Consider the following 24,402-nt stretch of genomic DNA (forward strand, 5'->3'; position numbering starts at 1 on the left):
ACGGCCGGAGTACGGACGCGGTCGTCACCTGTGGTGGGGATCCTTCCGCGTCCGTCCCAGGTACTACTCGGGGTACTACTCGGGTCCTCCCAGGTCAGGCACGGAACGCGGGCGCGTGCTCGGCGGCCCACTCGGCGAAGGTCCGCGCCGGGCGGCCGGTGACCCTCCGCACGGTGTCGACGACGGTCCGGCCCTCGGGCGGGGTGTTGCCGTACACGTCGAGCAGGAAGTCGACCACGTCCTGCGGCAGACCGGCGGCCCGCCACCTGGAGACCGCCTCGTCCGGGGTGAGTTCCGTCAGGGCGATGTCCCGGCCCCGGGCCTTCGCGAGCGTGTCCACCTTGTCCTGCAGGCTCAGCACCTCGGGCCCGGTGATCAGGTACTTCTCCCGGTCGTGGCCGTCCTCGGTGAGGGCGACCGCGGCGACGGCTCCGATGTCGGCCTCGTGGACCATGGCGCTGAGCCGGTCGGTGAACGGCTCGCCGACCGTGTCCTCGGCGCGGATCCCGTCGGCCCACTCCAGTGCGTTCGCCATGAACTCGACCGGCATCAGCACCGTCCAGGCGAGACCGCTCTCCTGCACGGCGTCCTGGAGCGGGGTGTCACCGCCGCCGTTCAGCACGGTGATCCGCCGCACCCCGGCCTCACGGGCGAGTGCGACGATCTCCGGTCCGGTCTCCAGCGGAGCCTTGTACTCCCCGCCGAAGGTGATGAGGTGCAGTCCGGTGACGCCCTCCAGGGCCGGTGCCAGGCCCGCCGGATCGGTGAGGTCTCCGCGGACCACCTCGGTGCCCGCAGGCAGCGAGGCGCGGGCCCGGCCGGGGTCGCGGGTCAGGGCGCGGACCGTGTGCCCGCGGTCGAGCAGTTCGGCGACGACCTGGCGGCCGACGGTCCCGGTGGCTCCGGCGACGAGGATCTTCTGGGGGTGCGCGGGGTTCGTCATGCGCTCACCGTAGGAAGGCTTGCGGACACCTTCCGTCCGCGTCTCTGCCCTGCACCACACCCGGTGGCGACCGCCGCGCCCGCCGGGGGCGGGGCGGAAGCCGTCACCAGGCGAGCTGCGCGATCTCCTCCGCCACCACCGCACAGGCGTCCGCCGACGGGTCGATCAGCGGGAAGTGACCGACGTCGCCGAGCAGGGTGAGACCGACCGTCTCGCCCGCCTTCGCGGCCGCGTCGACGAAGGACTCGGCGACGGCGTGCGGGACGACGGTGTCCTCGCGGCCCTGGACGACGGCAGTGGCGATCCCGGTGGGCAGCAGGACGGCAGGATCCGCGGAGCCCGCGCGCGCCTCGAACTCCGCCTCCCCGCCGAGGAGCTGGTGCACCGCCCCGCCGCAGACGTCCAGCTCGGCCGCCCGCCCCAGGTCGGCGATCGGCGCCAGTGCGACGACCCCGCGCAACCGCGGCGCGGCCGGGAGCCGCCAGGGCGAACCCGCCGGCAGCACGTGCCGGGCTGCCGCCCACAGTGCGAGATGTCCGCCCGCCGAATGGCCGGTGAGGACCGTGCGCCGCGGGTCGGCCTGCGGCAGCACCGTGCGGACCAGTTCCGGCAGCGCGTCCATCGCTGCCGCGACGTCGTCGAACGTCTCCGGCCAGCGCCCGGCGACCGGCCCGCCGCCGCCCTCCTCGCCGCGCTGCTGGGGCAGCGACGCGCCCCTGCGGTACTCCACGTTCGCCACGGCGAAGCCGCGCCGCGCCAGGAAGTCGGCGAACGGGGTGACGTGCTGCCGGTCGTACGGCGCCCGCCACGCCCCGCCGTGCAGCACGACCACGAGCGGCGCCGGCTCCCGGCCGTCACGCGGCGCGTAGAAGTCGACGACCTGGTCCGGGTGTTCGCCGTAGGCCCCCGAGGCGTCCGGTGCGACGGCCGGGTGCGACAGGGCCGAGGCCTCCTCGGCGGCGTCGCGAGCGGCGGGGTCCGGCATGCTGCTCCAACCTTTCGGTGAGGGGGCCGAGTCGGCCTGGCCCGCCGGGACGGTACCAGGCCGGCTCGGCCCCCGTGATCAGCCGCCGGCCGGGGAGTCCGCCGCGGCCAGGACCTCGGCGAGGACCCGTGCCGCGCGCTCGGTGTCCACGAAGCCGACGTACAACGGGGTGAAGCCGAAGCGCAGCACGTCGGGGCGGCGCAGATCGCCGACCACACCGCGTGCGATCAGGGACTCCATGACCGCGGGTGCGTCGGGGCAGGCCAGCGCCACCTGGCTGCCCCGCTCCGCGTGCGCGGCGGGGGTGAGCGAGGTGACCCTGCCGCGCGGCACGTACGCCTCGACGCACTCGAGGAAGAAGTCGGTGAGGGCGAGGCTCTTGGCCCGCACCGCCTCCACCGTGACGCCGTCCCACACGTCGAGCGCCGCCTCCAGCGCCAGCATCGAGAGGATGTCGGGCGTGCCGACCCGGCCGCGCACCGCACCCTCGGCCGGTGTGTAGCCGCGGGTCATCCCGAAGGGGTCGGCGTGCGAGTTCCAGCCGGGCAGCGGCGAGTCGAAGCGGTCCTGGTGACGCTCGGCCACGTACAGGTACGCGGGCGAACCGGGCCCGCCGTTGAGGTACTTGTAGGTGCAGCCGACCGCGAGGTCCACCCCGTGCTCGTCGAGGCCGACGGGCAGCGCGCCCGCGCTGTGGCACAGGTCCCAGACGGCGAGGGCGCCCCGCTCGTGCAGTGCGGCCGTGATCCCCGGCAGGTCGTGGAGGCGACCGGTGCGGTAGTCGACGTGGTTCACCAGCGCGGCGGCCGTGCGCGGGCCCACCGCGTCCGGAACGTCGGCGGGGTCGACGACGACCGTCCGGTGGCCGGTGAGCCGGGCGGCCGACTCGGCGATGTACCCGTCGGTGGGGAAGGTCGTGGCGTCGACGAGGATCTCGTCACGGCCTTCGGGCGCCATCCGCACCGCCGCGACCACGGCCTTGAAGACGTTCACGCTCGTGGAGTCGCCGACGACGACCTGGCCGGGGGCGGCCCCGACGAGTGGGGCTATCCGCTCGCCGATCCGCTCCGGCGCCGTCCACCAGCCGCTCTCGTCCCAGGAGCGGATGCGCAGTTCGCCCCACTGCCTGCCGATGACGTCGGCCATCCGGTCCCGGACGTGGCGCGGCAGGGCGCCGAGCGAGTTCCCGTCCAGGTAGACCGTGCCGTCGTCGAGCGCGAACAGCTCACGCCGCTTGGCCAGTCCGTCCGCCGCGTCCAGCTCCGCGGCCCGCTCCGTCATACGCGTCTCAGACATGGCTGCGCGCCGTCCACAGCTCGGGGAACACGTTCTTGGCGGCCCGCTTCTCCAGCCAGGCGACGCCGGCGGAGCCCCCGGTGCCCGCCTTGGCACCCATGGCGCGCCGGGTGGCGACGAGGTGGTCGTTGCGCCAGCGCCACACCAGTTCACCGACGTCGGTCAGCGCCTCGCCGAGGCGGACGAGCTCGGCGTCCTGGTCCTCGCTCGCGTACACCTCCGCCCACACCCGCTCGACCTCGGGCGAAGACTCGTAGCGCTGCGACAGGTCGCGGTCGAGGACGGACCGCGGAACGGGCAGGCCGCGGCGGGCGAGCAGCCGGAGCACCTCGTCGTAGAGGCTCGGCTCGTGCAGCGCCTTCTCCAGCTCGGCGTGGACGCGCGGGGCGCCGCGGTGCGGCACCAGCATGGACGCGGACTTCTCGCCGAGCAGGAACTCCATCCGCCGGTACATCGCGGACTGGAAGCCGGAGCCCTCGCCGAGGGCGCTGCGGTAGGCGTTGAACTGCACGGGGGTGAGCTGCGCGAGCGGCCGCCAGGAGGCGTTGAGAGCGTCCAGCTCCCGCACGGAGCGCTTCAGCGCGTCCATCGCGACGGGCACCTCGTCGCGGCGCAGCGCCCGGGAGGCGGTCTCCCACTCGTGGACGATGACGGTGAACCAGAGCTCCATCACCTGGGTGGTCACCAGGAACACCATCTCGCCGGGATCGTCGGAGAGGGGGTGCTGGAGGTGGGTGAGGACGTCCGCCTGGACGTAGTCCTCGTACGGGGTCGTGCCCGCGAAGTCGAGGTTCGGGGTGACCGAACCCGCTCCGGAGGCATCGGGAAATTGCGACATTCGCCGTCTCCTGACACATGTGTCCGGGTAGCGGTCCGCTCCTTCCGTAGGTGGTCTCGGAGCCCCGGTCCCCTGCGCGCATCATAAACACGGGTCCCGCCGGTGACGCGAGGGGCGGGTGCCCGGTCGGGGCACCCGCCCTCGTGCGGATCGGACCGGCGGGGGTCAGCCGAGGGTGTCGGCCGCCGTCTCGGACGAGTCGCGCAGGAACGTGCTGCACCGCTCGTACTCTTCCTGCTCGCCGATCGCCTGCGCGGCGCGGGCGAGCGCGTGCAGGGCACGCAGGAAGCCGCGGTTCGGCTCGTGCTCCCACGGCACCGGGCCGTGGCCCTTCCAGCCGCTGCGGCGCAGCGCGTCCAGGCCCCGGTGGTATCCCGTACGCGCGTACGCGTACGACTCGACGACCCGCCCGGCCTCGAACGCCTCGTCGGCGAGCTGGGCCCAGGCGAGCGAGGAGGTCGGGTACTTCGCGGCGACATCAGCGGGGGCCGTGCCGTTCGCGAGCATCTCCCGCGGCTCGGGATCGTCGGGCAGGTGGGTGGGGGGCGGTCCCCCCAGCAGGTTCTCGTGGATGGCCATGGGTTCAGTGTCACAGGTCGTCGGCGGAACCGTGGAGCCGGTGCCCGCCCGTGCCGGGACGGGCGTCGTCCTCTCCGGCCGGATGTGGGACGCGCCGGGACGGGGACCGTGACGTACGGCGGAGCAGCGCCGCAGCGCCGCAGCGGCGACGCGGGGACACGGCGGGCGGAGGCACCGTCACGCGGCAGAACAGCGCCACGGGGGTGGCGCAGCGGCGGCCGGCCGGGGCCGGGCCGGTCGTCCCGGGGCCGTGACCCCCGCCACGGCGTCATCCAGGTCGTCGATCCGTCCGGCCGCCCCCGGTGTCCCCGCGCACCGGCTCGGGCACCGGCTCCAGAGGTGGCGCGCCCACTCCGCAGTGCACCCTGCATGCGGCATGGCCGGGCACCTCCGCCGGCCGCCGCACCATGGCCCACGCCAGCACCGCGCCCACCACGAGGATCAGCGCGCACAGGGGCATCGCCCGGGCGAAGGCCGCCGCGAACTGCTCCGGGATCCGGTACGCCTCCGGTCCCATCCCGGCCAGCATCGGCAGCGCGGCCACGGCGAGCAACCCCGCGGCCCGGGCCGCCGCGTTGTTGACGCCGCTGGCGATCCCGGCCCGCGCGGTGTCCACGGACGCCAGCACGGTCGCGGTCAGCGGGGCGACCAGGATCACCATCCCCAGGCCCAGCACCAGCAGCGCGGGCAGCACATCGGCGGCGTAGGCGGCGTCAGGGCCGACGCGCAGCATCAGCAGCATCCCGGCCGCGCACAGCAGCGGCCCGACGGTGAGCGGGATACGCGGTCCGATCCGCTCGCCCAGCTGGCCGGCCTCCGCGGAGAGCAGCAGCATCAGCACGGTGGTGGGCAGCAGCGCGGTACCGGCGGCCAGGGCCGAGTAGCCCGAGACGACCTGGAGTTGCAGGGCGGTGAGGAAGAAGAAGCCGCTGAACCCCGCGTACACGCACACGGTCACCAGATTCACCGCCGTGAACAGCCGGGAGCGGAAGATGGACACCGGCAGCATCGGATCCTTCCGGCGCTGTTCCAGCCGTACGAACACGGCGCCCGTGAGCACGCCGGCGACCCCTGTCCACCACGAGCCGTCGATCAGCGCGTACGTCACCAGCGCGAGGCTCAGCGCCCCCAGCGCCGCGCCCAGCACATCGAAACGGCCGTGCGCCGCGGGGTCCTTCGACTCGGGGACGCGGCGCATCGCCACGGGCACGCACAGGGCGGCCAGCGGCACGTTCAGCAGGAAGACCCACCGCCAGCCGGGGCCGTCGACGAGCCATCCGCCGACGAACGGTCCGACCGCCGCGCCGACCCCGCCGAAGCCGGACCACAGGCCCACGGCCCTGGCCCGGTCGTCCGGGTGGAAGCTCGCCTGGATCAGCGCGAGCGACCCCGGGGTGAGCAGCGCCCCGCCGACGCCCTGCAGCGCCCGGGCGACGATCAGCACACCGGCGTTCGGCGCCAGTCCGCAGGCGAGCGACGCCAGCGCGAACCACACCACCCCGACGAGGAACACCCGCCGGCGCCCGTACCGGTCCCCCAGCGCCCCGCCCAGGAGGATCAGCCCCGCGAGGGTGAGCATGTAGGCGTTGACGGTCCACTGGAGTTGGGCGAGATCGGCGTCGAGGTCCTCACCGATGTGGGGCAGGGCGACATTGACGACGGTGGAGTCGAGCATGGCCATGCTGGACCCGAGGACGGTCGTCAGGACGATCCAGCGCCCGGTGGCCGACGCGAGCCTGATGTCCATAGGGCGAATCATTCCGCCCCGCGGTGCTCCCGGCGACCCGGCTGCGGGTCGTGGAACCGCGGCCGGGGCGGCTCGATACAGGGCCCGCGCGGGGCGGGCTGGAGACCAGGGCCGGGCCGGGGCCTCGGCTCGCTCCGGTCCCGGCCGGGCCCGCGGCCGGGGGAACGAGCCGGTCGGCCCCGTGCGGCGCGGCGTCAGACCAGCCGGGACAGGGCCCGCACGATCAGACGGACCCCCCGGTCCACAACCGCTCCCGCTCAACCCCGAGCGGCGCAGCGTCAGACCAGCCGGGACAGGGCCCGCACGATCAGACGGACCCCCCGGTCCACAACCGCTCCCGCTCAACCCCGAGCGGCGCAGCGTCAGACCAGCCGGGACAGGGCCCGCACGATCAGACGGACCCCCCGGTCCACAACCGCTCCCGCTCAACCCCGGGCGGCGCAGCGTCAGACAAGCCGGGACAGGGCCCGCACCAGCGCGTCTGCTCCCGCCTCCGCCTTGGACCGGGGACACCCCAGATTGAGGCGGACGAAGCCGTGGGCCCCGTACACCGCGCCCGGCATGATCGCGACGCGTTCCCGCTCGACCAGCTCCCGCTGCAGCGCCTCATCGTCCACGCCCAGCGCCCGGAGGTCGATCCATGCCAGGTACCCCGCCTGCGGCGGCTCCCAGCCGAGGGCGGGGAAGGCCGACCGCAGCCGCTCCTCCAGCATCGCCAGGTTGCCCGCCACATAGCCGCGGGCTGCGTCCAGCCACCCGGCCCCGTCCCGGTACGCGGCGACGTGCGCCGTCAGCGAGAGCACGGCCGGGGAGGCGAGCCCCTCACCCGTCTCCATCCGCCGGACGAACGCCTCACGCTCCCCGGGGTCGCCGATGATCCCGTAGGAGCCGGTCAGCGCCGGGAAGTTGAACGCCTTCGACGCCGAGGTGACCAGGGCCCACCGGCCCCGGTCGTCCGCGAACCGGGTCCACGGCAGGTGCCGGTGCCCGTGGTGCACGAAGTCCGCGTGGATCTCGTCCGAGATCACGGCGACCCCGTACGCCTCCGCCAGCAGGGAGAACCCCTTCAGGTCGTCCTCGGTCCACACCCGTCCGGTGGGGTTGTGGGGCGAGCAGAGGATCAGCACCTTCGCGTCCGCCCGGGCCAGCTCCCGCTCCAGCCCCGCCCCGTCGCCCATCGCGACCCCCCGGAGCTGCCGCCCGAGGCCCGTCACCACCTTGCGGAAGCCGTCGTACGTGGGGGTGTGGACGACGACCCCGTCCCCCGGCTCCGTCCACATCCGCAGCAGTTGCGACACCTGGCTGAGGACCGACGGCGCGTACACGATCCGCTCCGGATCGAGCGGGGTGTCGTGCCGCCGGGCGTACCAGCCGCGTATCGCCTCGCGGAACGCGCCGAGTCGCCAGTCGGTGTAGCCGAAGACCCCGTGTGCGAGGCGCTCGCGCAGCGCGTCCAGGACCTGCGGCGGCGACGCGAAGTCCATGTCGGAGATGGTGAACGGCAGCAGTCCGTCCACGCCGAACCGGTCGGCGGCACCGTCCCACTGCACGCTGGCGGTGCCCCGCCGGTCGACGGGGGTGTCGAAGTCGTACGGAGCGTGGTGCGTCAACGTCGGATCCCTCCGGACAGGACGAAGGCCCGGCACCGTTCGCCGGTACCGGGCCTCACGTCGGCTGGGTCTCGTCCCGCTCGCTTCGGCCTGCCGCCGGTTACTTCATCTTGTTGCCGGCGGCGCGCAGCACCTGGCAGGCCTCGAGGACACGCTTCGACATGCCGGCCTCGGCCGCCTTGCCCCAGGTGCGCGGGTCGTAGGTCTTCTTGGAGCCGACCTCGCCGTCGACCTTCAGCACACCGTCGTAGTTCCTGAACATGTGGTCCGCGACGGGGCGGGTGAAGGCGTACTGGGTGTCGGTGTCGAGGTTCATCTTGACGACGCCGTTCTCCAGCGCGACCGCGATCTCCTCGGCCGTGGAGCCGGAGCCGCCGTGGAAGACGAAGTCGAACGGCTCGGACTTGCCGTACTTGGCGCCGACGCCCTCCTGGAGCTCCTTCAGCAGCTCGGGGCGGAGCACGACGTTGCCCGGCTTGTAGACGCCGTGGACGTTGCCGAAGGACGCGGCCAGCAGGTAGCGGCCCTTCTCGCCCAGGCCGAGCGCCTCGGCGGTGCGGATGGCGTCCTCGACGGTGGTGTACAGCTCGTCGTTGATCTCGTGCGAGACGCCGTCCTCCTCGCCGCCGGTCGGGGTGATCTCGACCTCGAGGATGATCTTGGCGGCGGCCGCACTGGCCAGCAGCTCCTGGGCGACGGACAGGTTGTCGGCGAGGGTCTCGGCCGAGCCGTCCCACATGTGCGACTGGAAGAGCGGGTTCTGCCCCTGGGCGACACGCTGCTCGGAGATGGCCAGGAGCGGGCGGACGTAGCCGTCCAGCTTGTCCTTCGGGCAGTGGTCGGTGTGCAGGGCGATGTTGACCGGGTACTTGTCGGCCACGATGTGCGCGAACTCGGCGAGGGCGACGGCGCCGGTCACCATGTCCTTGTTGTACTGGCCACCCAGGAACTCCGCACCACCGGTGGAGATCTGGACGATGCCGTCGCTCTCGGCCTCCGCGAAACCGCGCAGCGCAGCGTGCAGGGTCTGGGACGAGGTGACATTGATGGCCGGGTAGGCGAACTTGCCTGCCTTCGCCCGGTCGAGCATCTCGTTGTAGACCTCGGGGGTTGCGATGGGCATCTGTCCGCTCCTTGTGATGTGCGGTTTGCGTTGCTTGGCACCCTGACCTGGGGGCGACGTCATCGTCGCACCTATCTTCCCAGACGCCCATGGGGGCTCAGAGAACAAGGGGCGGGACGTTTCACGTGAAACGCCCGCCCTTTGCGATAAGCGCAGGTCAGATCCTGCCGCCGGAATCAGGCGAGACCGAGGTCCGGCAGTTCGAATCCGGTCAGATAGGGCAACCCCGCCTCGGCGATCGCCCCTGCGGCGCCGCGGTCCACGATCGTGGCCACGGCGACGACCTCGCCGCCGGCCTCACGAACGGCCTCCACCGCGGTGAGCGGCGAACCGCCGGTCGTGGAGGTGTCCTCGACGACGAGGCAGCGGCGGCCGTTGACGTCCGCGCCCTCGATACGCCGCTGCATCCCGTGCGTCTTCTGGGCCTTCCGCACGACGAACGCGTCAAGACGCCCGCCGCGGGCGGCGGAGGCGTGCAGCATCGCGGACGCGACGGGGTCGGCGCCCAGCGTCAGACCGCCGACGCAGTCGAAGTCCAGGTCCTTGGTCAGATCAAGCATGACCTGGCCGACCATGGGCGCGGCCTCACCGTCCAGCGTGATCCGGCGGAGGTCGATGTAGTAGTCGGCCTCACGCCCCGAGGAGAGGGTCACCCTGCCGTGCACCACGGCCTTGTCCTTGATCTGCTGGAGCAGCTCAGCACGTACGTCAGTCATGGCCATGAGCTTAGGCCCTGCTCTGCGGCCCCGGCCGGGACCGCCTCCGGCGCCCGCCGCCGAATCTCGGCGGCCACCGCGCTCGGAGCCCCCGCGCGCCGCGGGGCCACGCGCCGGTATCGCCTCCCAGGCCGGGCCGCCCGGCGCCGGAGGGCGGCGCATCAGGCGGCGTTCGCCCCGTCGCGGCGCCCGGCACGGCGACTCGCGGCGTTGCCGAATCAACGGAGTGGGCCTACTACGAGGTCGATCCGGCGCCTTGCGATCTTCCCCTCGGCCCGGGGGGCTCGGGGGCCGGGGGGCTCGGGGGCCGGGGGGAGACCCTGTGCACCAGACGCCGCTCCTTGACGGGCGAACCCTGCCTGACGCGGCACTAGGCAAGCCGCCGCCACGACCATGTCGTCGCGATCTCGAGCGGCTCGATGGGCGTGACCAGGCGCGGGTGCGTGTTGAGGCCGTTCGGCGGGCCGGACTGCGGCTCGACGCAGACCGCTTCCTCCTGCTCGTCGTAGACGACCACCCACTCGGTTCGGCTCTTCACCGTCAGCTCCAGCTGTTCCGGCCAGGTGAGGGTGACGTCGACACCGTCCTCCATGCCGAAGCAGTCGTCCCAGGGGCCGGGCGTCGGCCCGATCCGCCGGCCGGTGGGCAGGTGGTCGGAACCGCGCTCCTCCTGCCAGTCGGCGATGAAGTCGAGCCGGACCCCCTTGGCGTCGGGGAAGGCGTGGCGCTGGAACCACGGGTGCCAGCCCGCCTGGGCGGGGAACGAGTCGTCGTACGTCTCCACGCCGAGCTGGAGCGTCAGTGAGTCCTCGCTCAGCTCGAACGTCTGGGTGACGAGCCCCGTGTACGGCCAGGGTTCGCCGAGTTCATAGGTGAAGACGGCCTCGCGGGGGCCGGTGCGGGCGGTCCGCCACGCGGTGTCCCGACCGGTGCCGTGGATGGCGTGCGGCGGGCTGTTGACGGGCAGCTGGTGCTCCACACCGCCGTTGCGGAAGCGGCCGTTCTCGGTACGGCCGCACCAAGGAACCATCGGGAAGCAGCCGTATCGCTCGCCCTGCCGCAGCAGCTCGGTGCCCGCGATGCGCAGGCTGCCGATGCGGCAGCCGTTGCGCGGAGTGACGGTCAACTCGACGTCGCCGGCGGTGAGCCGGACGTTCTGTTCGCTACTCACACCCCGACCCTACTGGCGGACGGCCGGGCGCGCCCGAGTCGCATCGGCCGGTTGGGCGCCCCTCGGCTACCTGCGGCGGCGCAGTGCCCGTCCGACGACGACGGCGGAGGCGATGGCGAGCGCGGCGGCGGGGGCGACCCAGCGCAGGGTGTTTCCGGCGGAGGTGGGCTGGGGTGCCGGGACGGGTGCGTACCGGCCGCGCGGCGGTGCGTGGTCCACCTCCTCCGCACTGCGACCGATCATCGTCCGGCGGGCGTGGGCCGCTTCGGCGGGCGGTTCGTCGTCCTCGCCGAACACCTCGTCGGCCAGGGGGTCCAGCGACGAGGGGGGCACATCGGCCCCGAACAGGGGCGCGTTCTCGTCCTGGTCGTCCGCCGCGTCCTCGATCGCCCCGCTCCCGTCCGCCGAAGCCCCCGCGGGGTCACCGCCCGGGGCGGGGGACGCGCTACCGGCCGTCGCGTCCGGCTGCCCTGCCGCATCGGCCCCGCCGACCGCCGCGTCGGCGTCGGAGACCGGGGCGGTTTCGTCGGCCGTTCCGGAGTCGCTCACGGGTGCGGCTCCGGCCGCGGAAGCACTGCCGGACTCGTCCGGACCGGCAGGTGCGCCCGCGTCCTCGTCCGCGGCGGCCGCCCCGCGCGTGTCGTCCCCCGCCGTGGCACTCAGGGACGACGCGAAGCGGTCGAGCAGCCGGATCGCGGCCTGTTCGGCCGTTCCGGGGGCCGCCTCGGCGAGGCGGCCGTCCGCATGGGCCGTTCCGGTGAAGACGAGCGCGGTGCCGCCCTCCGCCTCGGTGAGCCGGAGGGTCAGTGCCAGCTTGGCCGAGCCGTGGCCACGGGCCTCCGTGCCCTCGCCTTCGACGGCGAAGTCGCCGTCCCGTTCGGAGATCCGGAGCGCACCGCGGTAGGTGATCGTGTGACCGCCCACACGGACCTTCAGGCGGCCCACGAGCGGGCCCGCCGACGCGTCGGCGTCCTGCTGGAGTCCCGGGACGCACCGGGCGACCCGCGCGGGGTCGGCCAGCGTCCGCCGAAGCCTGTCTGCCGGTACCGGAACGAACACCTCATGCTCCATGGGAACCGAGCCTACTCAGCCCCGGCCCGACGGGGGCCCTTCTGCGCGGAACCGGCACAGTCCACGGCCCTCACTCGGCGTACCGCGGGCGCAGCAGCGTCGACGGCGGGACGTCCCGGGGGCGCTCGTCCTCGACACCGAGCACCCCGGGGCCGAGGGGCGGCGGGGCGCCCCGCGCTGCGGGGACCGCGAGGATGAAGCCGCGGTCGGGCCGGCCAGGCGCGCGGTACGGCCGGGTCGTGAAGCCCGCGGCACGGATCGTGGACTCGACCGTCCAGTACGCGTGCGGGCGCGCCCCCACCGCTCCGGCGTGCACGGCGAGCCGTCCGCCGTCCGCGAGGACGCCGGCGGCGAGCCCGTAGAACTCCTGCGAGTACAGCTTGGTGCTGGGCGTGACGCCCGGGTCCGGCAGGTCCGAGACCACCACGTCGTAGGCGTGGCGGGGTGCCGACGCGCCCCGCAGCCAGCGGAACGCGTCCGCGTACACGACCTTCAGCCGCGGGTCCCGGTACACCTGCCCGTTCAGCGCGGACAGCGCCGGATCGGTGCGCGCCAGGTGCACCATCCCCGGGTCCAGTTCGACCACGGTGACCGAGCGCACCCCCGGGTGGCGCAGGACCTCACGCGCCGCCATTCCGTCACCGCCGCCGAGGACCAGCACCCGCGCGTGCGGGCCCCGGCGCATAGCCGGATGTACCAGCGCCCGGTGGTGCCGGTCCTCGGCGCCACCGCTCATCTGCAGCCGGCCGTCAAGGAACAGATCGACCGGCCCGTCCTCCGCACCGGTCAGGACGACCTCCTGCACCCCGGTGTGCACGGCCACCCGCACCGGCTCGCCGTACACGGCCCGCCGCGCCGCCGCCTCGAAGTCGGCGACCAGCGCCGTGGCGGTGGCCAGCACGGCCAGGACGGTCAGATTCGCCCCGAGCAGCCACCACCTCGACCGTGCCGAGATGTCCCGCCGGAACAGCCACAGCACCAGCGCCCCGCCCGCCACCGCGTTCACCGCGCCCGTGAGCAGCGCACCGGTCAGCTGGCCGAGCCACGGCAGCAGCAGGAAGGGGAAGGCGAGACCGCCGACGAGCGCGCCCACGTAGTCGGCCGCGAAGAGGTCGGCGACCGTGCCCGCGGCGTCCTCCTCGCTCCGGCCGCCGCGCCGGGACGCCCGCTGGATCAGACTCATCAGCAACGGGATCTCGGCGCCGATCAGCACCCCGATCGCGAGAGAGAAGGCCACCAACGCGTACCGGGCCTCACCGAGCCAGGCGAACGCCGCGTACAGCACGAGGGCCGAGCAGCCGCCGATCAGCGCGAGCGCCGCCTCCACCAGTCCGAAGCCGACGGCGGCGTGGCAGCGCAGCCGCTTGGCGAGGAGCGAGCCGACGCCCATCGCGAAGACCATGACGGAGAGGACGACGGAAGCCTGGGTGACGGAGTCGCCGATCAAGTACGAGGCAAGGGCGACGAGTTCCAGCTCGTACACCAGACCGCAGGCAGCGCAGACGAAGACCACGAGGAGGACGAGGAACCGGCCCGCGTCCGGACGGACGGGCGGTGGCCGCATCCCGCCCTCCACCGGTGCTGACACAGGCTGGTCGATCATGCCGTAACGCTACGTCACCCATCCACACCGAAGCGTCACCCACACGGGTGCAACTGCCCAGAAATGCCGTGGCGACGGCTGGGGTCAGCGGGGGGCGGGCACGCGCGCGCCGACGTGGGTGCGGGTCACGACCAACTGACCCTCCTGCGGGTACGCGTGCCAGGTCCGCCACCGCATCTGGCCGTCCACCTGCTGGGCGACCATCGCCGTGAACGCGTGCGGCGAGCCGGGGAACGTGCCGGCCAGCCCGTGCGGATGGTCCGCCACCAGCGCCAGCAACTCCTGCGCGCGCCCCGCGAAAGAGCCCTCGGACAGCGTCTCCACGCGCGCGGCGAACTCGTACTCCCAGTGCCCGAGACGCCGCGCCACGCCCAAGGGCAGCGGCGTGCTGCGGCCGGGCATGCACGCCACCGTCTCGGAGCAGGTGCCGTGCTCCCCTTCGAGCAGCACCTGGTGCGAGGCGCCCAGAAGTCTCAACTGCAGTTTTGTATCGCCCAGTTCCAGATCGAGCTCGGCGAGCGCTGGCAGCGGCTCCCGACCCAGTGCCCAGGCCAGGTCGGCCGCGCGGGTGTCGGTATAGGAGGTCTTCAGGGTCGTGAGCATGGGTCGGCTCCGCAAACACGCGTGACGGGTGGACCGGGGCGCCCCGGAGGCAGCACAGGGAGGGTGGGGGGATCTGCCGACTCGGGTCCGCAGACGGTCCGAGGGCTGGATGTTCTCAACAGCGAGGGAACCATGAAGTACGCGGCGTCCACAGCGCTTTTACCCAACTTGACGTGCATTCCATCCCCTGGGGGGCCTTACGGTTCAACTGTTCAACAGAAACCCATGGCGGAGGTGCACAACGACGGCGGATAAGTGCATCGCCCGTCAACAGGAAGGCGCCCGGCGGGAGTTCGCCCCGCCCGGGCGCCCCGGTTCCGGCGGGCCGGCTGCCCCGTGTCAGCCGCCCCGCCGTCGTGCGGGTCGTGGTCAGTCGCCGCCTCCGCAACCACCGCCACCGCCACCGCCACCGCCACCGCACGAGGATCCTCCGCCGCAGGAGGAACCGCCGTGTCCGCCGGCCCACCAGCTGCCGCCGCCGCTGCTGCGGCGCGAGCGCCCCCCGCGCCTGCCGTTCGACGCCGCCACCACGAGCCCGATGACGACGATCACCCCGATGGCGATCACGATTCCGATCATTTGACCTCACCCTCCTTCGCCCCCCGAAGCGAGGTTGCTTCCGGCGTGCCTGGGGGATGCCCGCGGCCCGCACGGCCCAAAGCGGACTTGAGCTAGGGAGCGTATGTGGTTGTGATCATCAGGTGGTCCGGGTGAGCTCTCTGAGCCAGATCATCGAGGCGCGGAGGTGGAGGCCGGCGAGGTAGCTGTCGGGGGTCTTGTCGTACCGCGTGGCGATGCCTCGCCAGGCCTTCAGCTTGTTGATCAGCCGCTCGACGGTGTTCCGCTCCTTGTAAAGGTCGGCATCGTGGCTGACGGGCCGGCCGCCTCTGGAGCCCTTCTTCTTCCGGTTGGCGGCCTGGTCCTTCTTCTCCGGGATGACCGCCTTGATACGGCGTTTGCGCAGGTGGGCGCGGTTGCCGCGGGACGAGTACGCCTTGTCCCCGGCGACTGCGCCGGGCCGGGTGCGCGGACGGCCGACGGGCATGCGCACCCGCACCTTCCCCAATACGGGGATGAACTGCGGGCTGTCGGCGGCCTGGCCCGCGGTCAGTATGAACGCCAGCGGGCGGCACTTCCGGTCGCCGACGACATGGATCTTGCTGGTCTGCCCTCCCCTGGAACGCCCGAGCAGGGCGGCCTTCAGCCGGAGTTTTCGTCGGCGCCGGATGCGCCGCCGCTCTTCCCGCACGGGATCGCCTTCGGCCTCCTGTCCGGTTTGTTCGTCGCAGTCGCCCCTTTTGACCTGGCCTTCTCGGTCTCGGCGGCAGCCTTCTCCAAAGCGGTGAGGACGTCTTCGTCCATGTGCATCCCGGCAGCGTCGTGGTGGGCCCGGGCGGTGGTGGAATCGATGCTGACCAGGGACAGGTCCACCTCGCCGCGCTTCGCGGCTTCCGTGACCAGGCCCTCCATGATGGCTTCGAAGACGCCGGAGTCACGCCACTGCCGGAAGCGGTTGTGGACGGTCGACCAGGCGCCGAACTCCGTCGGCATCTCCCGCCACTGCCCGCCTGTCTTGAACCTCCAGATCACGCCCTCGAACTGCTGCCGCAGCCGCTCGGGGTACGGGCCGTACTCGCCGATCGGCAGGTACGGCTCGATCAACTCCCACTCCACATCCGTCAGTTGCGCTCGCGTCACCCAAAGAGGTCTACCGGTCCAAACCCTGCCGCGCAGGCAGATCTCGCAGATTGATCACGACGCAATACGCCCCCTAGTCCAGAGGTTCCGCGCAGGATGGCCGGCATGACAGCTCCAGGACGTGCACCGGGCCCCCGGCCGCTGCTCAACCGCCGCCTCGCCGAGTTCGGGACGACGATCTTCGCCGAGATGTCCGCGCTGGCCGTGCGCACCGGGTCCATCAACCTCGGCCAGGGCTTCCCGGACGCCGACGGCCCCGAGGAGGTGCGGGAGGCGGCGGTGCGCGCACTGCGCAACGGCCGCGGCAACCAGTACCCGCCCGGCCCCGGCGTGCCCGAGCTGCGCACCGCGATCGCCGCCCACCAGCGGGACCGGTACGGCCTCGGGTACGACCCCGACACCGAGGTGCTGGTCACCGCCGGCGCCACCGAGGCGATCGCGGCCTCGCTGCTGGCCCTCGTCGAGCCCGGCGACGAGGTGATCGCCCTGGAGCCGTACTACGACTCGTACGCCGCCTGCATCGCCATGGCCGGGGGTACCCGCGTACCGGTCACCCTCCGGCCCCGGGACGGGGCCTACGCGCTGGACCTGGACGAGCTGCGCGACGCCGTCACCGACCGCACCCGCGTCATCCTGCTGAACACCCCGCACAACCCGACCGGCACCGTCCTCACCCGGGACGAACTCGCGGCCGTCGCGGAGCTGGCGGTCGAACGCGATCTGCTGGTCGTCACAGACGAGGTGTACGAGCACCTGGTCTTCGACGGCGAGCACACGCCGGTCGCGACCTTCCCGGGGATGCGCGGGCGCACCGTGACCATCGGCTCGGCGGGCAAGACGTTCTCGTTCACGGGCTGGAAGGTCGGTTGGGTCACCAGTACCGCAGAACTCGTCACCGCCGTTCGCTCCGCGAAGCAGTACCTGACGTACGTGGCCTCCGGCCCCTTCCAGTACGCGGTCGCGGAGGCCCTGCGCCTGCCGGACAGCTACTTCGAGGAGTTCCGCGCCGATATGCGGGGCAAGAGGGAGCTGCTCGCGGACGGTCTGGAGCAAGCGGGCTTCAAGGTGTTCCGGCCGGCAGGCACCTACTTCATCACCACCGACATCCGCCCCCTCGGTGAGAGCGACGGCTTCGCCTTCTGCCGCGCCCTCCCCGAGCGGGCGGGTGTCGTCGCCATCCCGAACGCGGTCTTCTACGACCACAAAGAGACGGGGGCACCCTACGTCCGGTTCGCATTCTGCAAGCGCGTCGACGTACTGGCCGACGCGACGAAACGGCTCCACAAGGCATTCGCGCGCTGACCACCGCCGGTGGCTACCACTCGGTGTCCTTCGGGTGTCGCGGGGAGGCATACACCAGGATCACAGTCGAGGTGTCCGGGCTGACCGATTGACGCTCTCCCCCGTGAACGGGGGAGATTCCCACCGGGCCGCCGTTGTTGGACGGCGGTCGCGGGTGGTTCCTGTTTCATCACCCGCTGCCCGGCGTGCCGGGTCTTACGTGGGCTCCGCAGGCGTTTTGCGTGTCCGGGCGTCCCTCGGCCACGATGCGCCGTCCTTCACGGCGGAGGTTGAGTTCTGCGTTCTCGTCCCGGTTGTGGGCTGCCCCGCAGGAGCACACCCAGTTCCGGACCTTGAGTCCTTCCAGTCCCTTCGGCCCCTCGATCGACCCGCAGGCGGAGCACAGTTGCGTGCTGGGGAACCAGCGGGAGGCCTTGGCGAAGGTGCGTCCGTACCGTGCGCATTTGGCTTCGAGGGTGCGGGCGAACATGCTGAGCGACTGGTCGTGGACGGACTTGCCGCGCTTGCCCTTGGCGGTCCCCATGCCCTTCACGTTCAGGTCTTCCAGGTACACGGCTTGGCTCTCGCGCGTGATCTTGGTGGTTTCCTGCTCGATGAAGTCGCGTCGCTGGTCGGCGATGCGTGCGTGGATCTTCGCTACGGCGAGCTTGGCCTTGCGACGGTTGTTCGAGCCTTTCCGGGCTCGGGACAGCTTGCGCTGAGCCCGCTTGAGCTTCTTGGCCTGGCGGCGGAAGAACTTCGGCGAGCTGATCTTCCGGCCGCGCAGGACCGCGTAGGTCGACAGGCCCAGGTCGATACCGGTCTCGGTGTCGTCCAGGTCCAGCTCCGGCAGCGGCTTGTCCTCGGCCTCCACGACGAAGCTGGCGAAGTACCTGCCGGCTGCGTCCTTGATGATCGTCACGGACGACGGAGCGGAGGGAAGGTCTCGGGACCAGCGGACTTCCACGTCACCGATCTTCGGCAGGCGGAGCTTGCCGTCAGCGGTCACGGAGAAGCGAGCGTTCGTGGTGAACCGGATCGCCTGGCGGCTGGTCTTCTTCTTGAACTTCGGCGGCCCCGTCTTCGGACCCTTGCGGGTGCCGTTCTTCGACGCGAAGAAGTTGGAGTAGGCGGTCTCCAGGTCCCGCAGGGACTGCTGGAGGACCACGGCCGACACCTCGGACAGCCAGGCCCGTTCCTCGGTCTTCTTCGCCTCGGTGACCAACCGCTTCGACAGCTCCGCCGCCTTCGGCCGCTCGGCGCCCTGCTTGTAGGCGTCCTGGCGCAGACACAGCCCGTCGTTCCAGACCACGCGGGCACACCCGAACGCCTTCGCCAACGCCGTGCGCTGAGGAGCGTTCGGGTACACGCGGAAGGAGTACCTGAGCCGCATGCCAACGATCGTACTACAGTTGGTTTATGGCTGACTATCAGAACATCCGCACTGGTAGACACTGCACGTTCGTCATGCACGTGCACTTGGTTTTCGTGACGAAGTACCGGCACAACGTCTTCACCAACGCCCACTTGAAGCGCATGGAGGAGATCATGCGCAGCGTCTGCGAGGACTTCGAAACCGAGCTGGTCGAGTTCAACGGCGAGACCAACCACGTGCACCTACTGGTGAACTTCCCACCCAAGGTCGCCATCTCCAAGCTGGTCAACAGCCTCAAGGGCGTCAGCTCACGCAGGCTCCGCCAGGAGTACCCAGAGCTGATCCGGCACTACTGGCGGGCACAGCGCCTGTGGTCCGGCTCCTACTTCGCCGGGTCAGTCGACGGGGCTCCACCGTCGATTGTCCGTCAGTACATCGAGCAGCAGAATCGTCCGCTCTAGTCCGCGCGTCAGAACAGCACTGAGAATCGCTTCACCCCCCCCCGTAAACGGGGAAGCACTGCGATTAGCCCCGGTAGCGGACCCGGCCGCCGCCGCCCATCCCCAGCGAGTGCGGTCCGTCATCGCCGCCAGATGCTGGTCCGCGACCCTGTCGACCGCAGGCACTCGGCGTGCACGATCGCATCGACGCTCATGGACGGCTCCTTCCCGTGTGCGGTCGGAATACGACGGACAGTGCCGCGTCCCCGAGCCCAGCGGTGCGGCCCCATCAGGACGTCTTCGGACCGAGGCCTTCGTGACCCGCCCCGGAGGACCGTCCCCGCATTCCCCGGGAGCAGCCCCAGGGGGTGCTTCAAAAGCATGGCCGTCCGCCCGCAGGGCGGGGCGGGGGCCTCTGGTGCATAGGGTCTCCCCAGGCCCTCCGGCCGAGGGGGTGGGGTCTCCCCAGGCCCTCCGGCCGAGGGGGTGGGGTCTCCCCAGGCCCTCCGGCCGAGGGGGTGGGGTCTCCCCAGGCCCTCCGGGCCGAGGGGAAGATCGCAAGGCGGAGGGAGGAGAGCGCAGCGGGCTGCGCCGACGACCGGCAGCACCGCGAGGGTGCGTCTCCGAGGCCCCGCCCAGACGGGACCTTCGGAACACGGCCCTGGCGTCCGGGCCTCCGCTGTCACGGCGACACGCGTGTCCGGCCCGCCGGTGCGGGCGATCCACCCGGGCGGCTGCCAGCGGTCGCGCAGCGCGCGCGCACCGCCGAAGGTCGGGGTGACCGCACCCGCGCGTGCACGGAGGTGCCCCCTGTTCGCCGAGACCTTCGACAAGGCAACGTCCGCCGACGACCGGTCCCTCGCCCGCCCGCGCGCGGCGCTCCACCGGGCGGCGCCCGCCCTGGGACTGTTCGCGGCCGAACGGCTGACCGGCATGGTCGTGGCGGCCCTGTGGGCGTGGCACATCGGCCGGTCGCCGCGGGCGCTGCTCGCCACCTCGTGGGACTCCAAGTGGTACGTCGGCATCGCCGCGAACGGCTACGGCCGCACGGTGTACTGGCCGGACGGGGCCGTCCAGTCCGATCTCGCCTTCTTCCCGCTCTACCCGGGACTGATCCGGGCCGTCACGTCCGTGCTGCCGGTCACCGGAGGCACCGCGGGACTGGCGCTCTCGTGGGCCGCGGCGGGCGTGGCGGCATGGGGCATCTACGCGGTCGTCGAGCGGCTCCACGGCCGCGGGCTCGCGACCCTCGTCGTGCTGCTGTGGGGGCTGCTGCCGCACGCGGTCGTCCTGTCCATGGCCTACACCGAGCCGCTGCTCACGGCGTTCGCCGCCTGGTCGCTGTACGCGCTGGCGACCGGCCGTTGGCTGTGGGCCGGAACGCTCGCCGGGCTCGCCGGGCTGACCCGGCCCAACGGCATCGCGGTCGCCGCGGCCGTCAGCGTGGTGGCCGGCTGCGAGCTGTGGAGACGGCGGGGCGCGAAGGGCGCCCGGGCACCCGTCTGGGCCGCCGCCGCGCTGGCGCCCGCCGGCTGGCTGGGCTACGTGCTCTGGGTCGGGGTCCGCAAGGGCGATGTGCTCGGCGGCTACTTCGCCGTGCAGAGCGGCTGGACCTCGCGCTTCGACCTGGGAATCGGGTCGCTGAAGGTCATCCGCAGCATGGTGACCGCACCGACGTTCTTCGGCTTCCCGATGGCGCTGGTGATCGCGGGGGCCGGCGTCCTGCTCTTCGCCCTCTTCGTGCTGGACCGGCCGCCCATGTCGCTGCTGGTGTACACGGGGGTGCTGGTGCTGATCACGATCGGCGGTTCCGGTTTCTTCGAGTCCAAGCCGCGTTTCCTGCTGCCGGCGTTCCCGCTGCTGCTGCCGCTGGCCGCCGCACTGGCGAGAGCCCGGCCCAGGGCGGCGATCACGGTGATCGCCGCACTGGCCGGGCTCTCGTTCTGCTACGGGACGTACCTGACCGTCGCCCCGACCGCGCTGTGAGCCCCCGCGGGGGTGTGCTCACCGCCCGGCGCCCCTTGGGGCCGGGGCGCTCGGACCGCCGGTCCGCTCAGGCGTCGTCGGCGGGCTTCTCGTCCGCCGGCTCCCCGGCCGGGGTGAGGCCGAGATGCTCCACCAGCCACTTGTCGAACTCGATGGCCGCGCGCACCCAGCTGACCGTCGACGAGACGAAGTGCTCGAGGCTCACGCCCGTGCCGATCAGCATCTGGGCCTCGCCGATGAGGCGGACGGTCGTGGGCTGTCCCTCCTCCTCGTGGGTGTGCGTGTAGACCTTCGGCCACAGCGTGCGGCGGTTCCAGTCGTCGACGGCATCGAGGACCTGGGCCTTGTCCTCGAGCGCGTGGGGGCGGTCGTAGAACGTCCGCACCGAGAAGACCTGCTGCTCGTTCTCGCCGCGGAACATGAAGTACGTGCGGAACTCCTCCCACGGCGCCGCGAGGTCACCCTCGTCGTCGACGACGTATTTCAGCTCCATCTGGTCGAGGAGCTGCTTGACCAGGTCCTGGTCGGGGACGACCGGGCCCGCCGGTCCTGACGCGGCCTGAGGCTGGGGCTGGCCCCCGAAGTTCGGAATCGAGGACGGGTCGATACTCACCGGGTGTTTCCCTTCGTACGGATGCGGCCATCCTCCCGCATCCCGGGCGGGGGCTGGCAACCCCCACCCGGGCGTGGCTCACTGCGCCGGACCCACGATCAGGCCGCCGTCGGCGCGGTCGACGCGGACCGTGTCGCCGTCCTCCACCTCGCCGGCGAGGATCTCCTTGGCGAGCCGGTCGCCGATCGCCGTCTGGACCAGCCGGCGCAGCGGCCGCGCGCCGTAGGCCGGGTCGTTGCCCTCGTCGGCCAGCCACTCCAGGGCCTCCGGGGTGACGTCCAGGGTGAGCCGGCGTTCGGCGAGCCGCTTGGCGAGCCGTGCGATCTGGAGCTCGGCGATGTGGGCCAGCTCTTCCTTGTCCAGGGCCGAGAAGACGACGAGATCGTCCAGCCGGTTCAGGAACTCCGGCTTGAACGAGGCCCGTACGGTCTCCAGGACCTGCTGCTTCTTCTCCTCCGCTCCGGTCAGCGGCTCCACCAGGAACTGGCTGCCGAGGTTGGACGTCAGGATCAGGATGGTGTTGCGGAAGTCCACCGTCCGGCCCTGCCCGTCGGTCAGCCGGCCGTCGTCGAGGACCTGCAGCAGGACGTCGAAGACCTCGGGGTGGGCCTTCTCCACCTCGTCGAGCAGCACCACGCTGTACGGGCGGCGGCGGACCGCCTCGGTGAGCTGGCCGCCCTCCTCGTAGCCCACGTACCCGGGCGGGGCGCCGACGAGCCGCGCCACGCTGTGCTTCTCGCCGTACTCCGACATGTCGATGCGGACCATGGCCCGCTCGTCGTCGAAGAGGAAGTCCGCGAGGGCCTTGGCCAGCTCGGTCTTGCCGACGCCGGTCGGACCGAGGAAGAGGAACGAGCCCGTGGGACGATCGGGATCGGCGATCCCGGCCCGGGAGCGGCGCACGGCGTCGGACACGGCCTGCACGGCCTCGGTCTGGCCGATCAGCCGCCTGCCGAGTTCCGCCTCCATGCGCAGCAGCTTCTGGGTCTCGCCCTCCAGTAGCCGTCCGGCCGGGATGCCCGTCCAGGAGGCGACGACGTCGGCGATGTCGTCCGGGCCGACCTCCTCCTTGACCATGGTGTCCTTGGCGGCCTCCTGCCGGGCCTCGGCCTCGCTGGCGGCCTCCAGCTCCCGCTCCAGCGTCGGGATCTCCCCGTACAGCAGCTTGGACGCGGTGTCGAAGTCGCCGTCGCGCTGGGCCCGCTCGGCCTGGCCGCGGAGTTCGTCGAGCTTCTCCTTGAGCTCACCGACGCGGTTGAGGGACTGCTTCTCCTTCTCCCAGCGCGCCGTCAGCCCGCGCAGTTCCTCCTCCTTGTCGGCGAGGTCTCGGCGGAGCTTCTCCAGGCGCTGGATGCTCGCCTCGTCGGTCTCCTTGGAGAGTGCGAGCTCCTCCATCCGCAGCCGGTCGACGGAGCGCTGCAGCTCGTCGATCTCGACCGGGGAGGAGTCGATCTCCATCCGGAGCCGGGACGCGGACTCGTCGACGAGGTCGATGGCCTTGTCGGGCAGGAAGCGGGAGGTGATGTAGCGGTCGGAGAGCGTCGCGGCGGCCACCAGGGCGCTGTCCGCGATCTGCACCTTGTGGTGGGCCTCGTAGCGGCCCTTGAGGCCGCGGAGGATGGCGATCGTGTCCTCGACCGTGGGCTCGGCGACCAGCACCTGCTGGAAGCGGCGCTCCAGCGCCGGGTCCTTCTCGATCCGCTCGCGGTACTCGTCGAGGGTCGTGGCGCCGACCATGCGCAGCTCGCCGCGGGCGAGCATCGGCTTCAGCATGTTGCCGGCGTCCATGGCGGAGTCGCCGCCGGCGCCCGCGCCCACGACGGTGTGCAGCTCGTCGATGAAGGTGATGATCTGGCCCTCGCTCTCCTTGATCTCGGAGAGGACGGTCTTGAGCCGCTCCTCGAACTCGCCGCGGTACTTGGCGCCGGCGACCATGGCGCCGAGGTCGAGGGCGACCAGCCGTTTGTCGCGGAGGGACTCCGGTACGTCGCCCTTCACGATGCGCTGCGCGAGGCCCTCGACGACGGCCGTCTTGCCGACGCCGGGCTCGCCGATCAGCACGGGGTTGTTCTTGGTGCGGCGGGAGAGCACCTGGACGACCCGGCGGATCTCCTGGTCGCGGCCGATGACGGGATCGAGCTTGCCCTCCCTGGCCGCGGCCGTGAGGTCGGTGCCGAACTTCTCCAGGGCCTTGTACCGGCCTTCGGGGTCGGGCGTGGTCACCCGGCGCCCTCCTCGTGCCTTCTCGAACGCTTCCTGCAGCCTCCTCGCGGTGGCGCCCTCTCCGGAGAGCACCTCGGCGGCCCGTCCGCCCTTGGCGGCGACGCCGATGAGGAGATGCTCGGTCGAGAGGTAGTCGTCCCCGAGCTCCTTGGCCCTCCGGTCGGCGTCGGCGATGACGGCGAGCAGCTCACGGTTGGGCTGCGGGGGCGCGACGGTCGACCCCGTCACGCTGGGCAGGTCCGCGAGGACCCGCTCCGCTCCCGACCGCACCGCGGCCTGGTCGGCGTCGGCGGCCGCCAGCAGGTCGGTGATGTTCTCGTTGTCCTGGCCCGCGAGCAGCGCCAGCAGCAGATGCGCGGGGGTCAGATCGGCGTGTCCCTCGGACACGGCCCGGGTGGTCGCGGCGCTCAGCGCGTCCCGGCTCCTGTTGGTCAGCTCGGCGTCCACGTGCGGCTTCTCCTCCTCGCCTTGGCTGCGTATCGCCCTGACTCTTCTACGGTA

General features: G+C 72.0%; 20 protein-coding genes and 1 pseudogene. 3 read left to right on the top strand and 18 right to left on the bottom strand.

The features are described from left to right. Window positions 1–94: 94 nt before the first annotated feature. The 15 genes and pseudogenes from FEF34_RS17420 to FEF34_RS17490 form a co-directional block, all read right to left on the bottom strand. Window positions 95–943: an NmrA family NAD(P)-binding protein gene (locus tag FEF34_RS17420; RefSeq protein ID WP_138054003.1), complete on the bottom strand. Its 849-nt coding sequence runs from the start codon at window positions 941–943 to the stop codon at window positions 95–97. A gap of 103 nt (window positions 944–1,046) precedes the next feature. Further along, complete coding sequence (locus FEF34_RS17425) at window positions 1,047–1,928, bottom strand: alpha/beta hydrolase family protein (RefSeq protein ID WP_138054004.1); 882 nt, start codon at window positions 1,926–1,928, stop codon at window positions 1,047–1,049. Window positions 1,929–2,006: 78 nt separating this feature from the next. After that, a complete protein-coding gene (kynU, locus tag FEF34_RS17430; protein WP_138054005.1) occupies window positions 2,007–3,224 on the bottom strand; it encodes a kynureninase in 1,218 nt (405 codons plus the stop codon). Beyond that, window positions 3,217–4,062: a tryptophan 2,3-dioxygenase gene (gene kynA, locus FEF34_RS17435; protein ID WP_138054006.1), complete on the bottom strand. Its 846-nt coding sequence runs from the start codon at window positions 4,060–4,062 to the stop codon at window positions 3,217–3,219. Before kynA ends, kynU begins: the two co-directional genes overlap by 8 nt. Before the next feature lie 165 nt (window positions 4,063–4,227). Then, entirely contained in the window at window positions 4,228–4,641 is a 414-nt protein-coding gene (locus tag FEF34_RS17440) for a DUF3151 domain-containing protein (RefSeq protein ID WP_138054007.1), read from the bottom strand. 268 nt (window positions 4,642–4,909) lie between these two features. Then, entirely contained in the window at window positions 4,910–6,388 is a 1,479-nt protein-coding gene (locus FEF34_RS17445; protein WP_138054008.1) for an MFS transporter, read from the bottom strand. A 446-nt stretch (window positions 6,389–6,834) separates the two neighbouring features. After that, the gene (locus tag FEF34_RS17450; protein WP_138054009.1) at window positions 6,835–7,998 is read right to left on the bottom strand and encodes a MalY/PatB family protein; all 1,164 of its coding nucleotides are present in this window, start codon (window positions 7,996–7,998) and stop codon (window positions 6,835–6,837) included. 100 nt (window positions 7,999–8,098) lie between these two features. Beyond that, on the bottom strand, window positions 8,099–9,121 hold the full coding sequence (gene fbaA / locus FEF34_RS17455) for a class II fructose-bisphosphate aldolase (protein WP_138054010.1): 1,023 nt from the start codon (window positions 9,119–9,121) through the stop codon (window positions 8,099–8,101). Between the two features lie 176 nt (window positions 9,122–9,297). Next, window positions 9,298–9,837 carry an orotate phosphoribosyltransferase gene (gene pyrE, locus FEF34_RS17460; RefSeq protein ID WP_138054011.1) on the bottom strand — a complete coding sequence of 180 codons (540 nt, stop codon included), beginning with the start codon at window positions 9,835–9,837 and terminating at the stop codon, window positions 9,298–9,300. A 370-nt stretch (window positions 9,838–10,207) separates the two neighbouring features. Next, window positions 10,208–11,008, bottom strand: a complete 801-nt coding sequence (locus tag FEF34_RS17465; RefSeq protein ID WP_138054012.1) for an aldose epimerase family protein — start codon at window positions 11,006–11,008, stop codon at window positions 10,208–10,210. Between the two features lie 66 nt (window positions 11,009–11,074). Then, window positions 11,075–12,079, bottom strand: a complete 1,005-nt coding sequence (locus FEF34_RS17470) for an SRPBCC domain-containing protein (protein ID WP_171052988.1) — start codon at window positions 12,077–12,079, stop codon at window positions 11,075–11,077. Window positions 12,080–12,149: 70 nt separating this feature from the next. Then, window positions 12,150–13,682, bottom strand: a complete 1,533-nt coding sequence (locus FEF34_RS17475; protein ID WP_171052989.1) for a polyamine aminopropyltransferase — start codon at window positions 13,680–13,682, stop codon at window positions 12,150–12,152. Window positions 13,683–13,766: 84 nt separating this feature from the next. Beyond that, window positions 13,767–14,285 (bottom strand): DUF2617 family protein, encoded by a 519-nt coding sequence (locus FEF34_RS17480; RefSeq protein ID WP_138054013.1) that lies wholly within the window; start codon window positions 14,283–14,285, stop codon window positions 13,767–13,769. 369 nt (window positions 14,286–14,654) lie between these two features. Then, window positions 14,655–14,864, bottom strand: a complete 210-nt coding sequence (locus FEF34_RS17485; RefSeq protein WP_138054014.1) for a hypothetical protein — start codon at window positions 14,862–14,864, stop codon at window positions 14,655–14,657. Between the two features lie 118 nt (window positions 14,865–14,982). Then, window positions 14,983–15,983 (bottom strand): annotated as a pseudogene (locus tag FEF34_RS17490) (IS5 family transposase). Window positions 15,984–16,088: 105 nt separating this feature from the next. Between FEF34_RS17490 and FEF34_RS17495 the strand changes: the two are divergent. After that, entirely contained in the window at window positions 16,089–17,285 is a 1,197-nt protein-coding gene (locus FEF34_RS17495) for a pyridoxal phosphate-dependent aminotransferase (protein ID WP_138054015.1), read from the top strand. A gap of 169 nt (window positions 17,286–17,454) precedes the next feature. Here FEF34_RS17495 and FEF34_RS17500 read toward each other — a convergent pair whose 3' ends face one another. After that, the gene (locus FEF34_RS17500; RefSeq protein ID WP_138054016.1) at window positions 17,455–18,657 is read right to left on the bottom strand and encodes an RNA-guided endonuclease InsQ/TnpB family protein; all 1,203 of its coding nucleotides are present in this window, start codon (window positions 18,655–18,657) and stop codon (window positions 17,455–17,457) included. A 26-nt stretch (window positions 18,658–18,683) separates the two neighbouring features. On the opposite strand from FEF34_RS17500, the gene tnpA reads away from it, so the two are divergent. Together tnpA and FEF34_RS17510 are read left to right on the top strand one after the other, a co-directional pair. Then, complete coding sequence (gene tnpA / locus FEF34_RS17505) at window positions 18,684–19,100, top strand: IS200/IS605 family transposase (RefSeq protein ID WP_138054017.1); 417 nt, start codon at window positions 18,684–18,686, stop codon at window positions 19,098–19,100. A gap of 675 nt (window positions 19,101–19,775) precedes the next feature. Next, window positions 19,776–21,065, top strand: a complete 1,290-nt coding sequence (locus tag FEF34_RS17510; RefSeq protein ID WP_234042432.1) for a glycosyltransferase family protein — start codon at window positions 19,776–19,778, stop codon at window positions 21,063–21,065. 67 nt (window positions 21,066–21,132) lie between these two features. Here FEF34_RS17510 and FEF34_RS17515 read toward each other — a convergent pair whose 3' ends face one another. Together FEF34_RS17515 and clpB are read right to left on the bottom strand one after the other, a co-directional pair. Further along, a complete protein-coding gene (locus tag FEF34_RS17515; protein WP_138054018.1) occupies window positions 21,133–21,678 on the bottom strand; it encodes a type III secretion system chaperone family protein in 546 nt (181 codons plus the stop codon). Between the two features lie 78 nt (window positions 21,679–21,756). Further along, entirely contained in the window at window positions 21,757–24,348 is a 2,592-nt protein-coding gene (gene clpB / locus FEF34_RS17520; protein WP_138054019.1) for an ATP-dependent chaperone ClpB, read from the bottom strand. Between the last annotated feature and the right edge of the window lie 54 nt (window positions 24,349–24,402).

The sequence above is a fragment of the Streptomyces marianii genome (genome assembly GCF_005795905.1).
In the GTDB taxonomy this organism is placed as follows: Bacteria; Actinomycetota; Actinomycetes; order Streptomycetales; family Streptomycetaceae; genus Streptomyces; species Streptomyces marianii.

Coding starts and splice junctions, on each gene's coding strand:
- fbaA (WP_138054010.1), bottom strand. CDS start 9,121: ATGCCCATCGCAACCCCCGAGGTCTACAACGAGATGCTCGACCGGGCG.
- pyrE (WP_138054011.1), bottom strand. CDS start 9,837: ATGACTGACGTACGTGCTGAGCTGCTCCAGCAGATCAAGGACAAGGCC.
- FEF34_RS17440 (WP_138054007.1), bottom strand. CDS start 4,641: ATGGCCATCCACGAGAACCTGCTGGGGGGACCGCCCCCCACCCACCTG.
- FEF34_RS17480 (WP_138054013.1), bottom strand. CDS start 14,285: ATGCTCACGACCCTGAAGACCTCCTATACCGACACCCGCGCGGCCGAC.
- FEF34_RS17445 (WP_138054008.1), bottom strand. CDS start 6,388: ATGGACATCAGGCTCGCGTCGGCCACCGGGCGCTGGATCGTCCTGACG.
- kynA (WP_138054006.1), bottom strand. CDS start 4,062: ATGTCGCAATTTCCCGATGCCTCCGGAGCGGGTTCGGTCACCCCGAAC.
- FEF34_RS17470 (WP_171052988.1), bottom strand. CDS start 12,079: ATGGAGCATGAGGTGTTCGTTCCGGTACCGGCAGACAGGCTTCGGCGG.
- tnpA (WP_138054017.1), top strand. CDS start 18,684: ATGGCTGACTATCAGAACATCCGCACTGGTAGACACTGCACGTTCGTC.
- FEF34_RS17425 (WP_138054004.1), bottom strand. CDS start 1,928: ATGCCGGACCCCGCCGCTCGCGACGCCGCCGAGGAGGCCTCGGCCCTG.
- FEF34_RS17475 (WP_171052989.1), bottom strand. CDS start 13,682: ATGATCGACCAGCCTGTGTCAGCACCGGTGGAGGGCGGGATGCGGCCA.
- FEF34_RS17500 (WP_138054016.1), bottom strand. CDS start 18,657: ATGCGGCTCAGGTACTCCTTCCGCGTGTACCCGAACGCTCCTCAGCGC.
- FEF34_RS17485 (WP_138054014.1), bottom strand. CDS start 14,864: ATGATCGGAATCGTGATCGCCATCGGGGTGATCGTCGTCATCGGGCTC.
- FEF34_RS17495 (WP_138054015.1), top strand. CDS start 16,089: ATGACAGCTCCAGGACGTGCACCGGGCCCCCGGCCGCTGCTCAACCGC.
- kynU (WP_138054005.1), bottom strand. CDS start 3,224: ATGTCTGAGACGCGTATGACGGAGCGGGCCGCGGAGCTGGACGCGGCG.
- FEF34_RS17420 (WP_138054003.1), bottom strand. CDS start 943: ATGACGAACCCCGCGCACCCCCAGAAGATCCTCGTCGCCGGAGCCACC.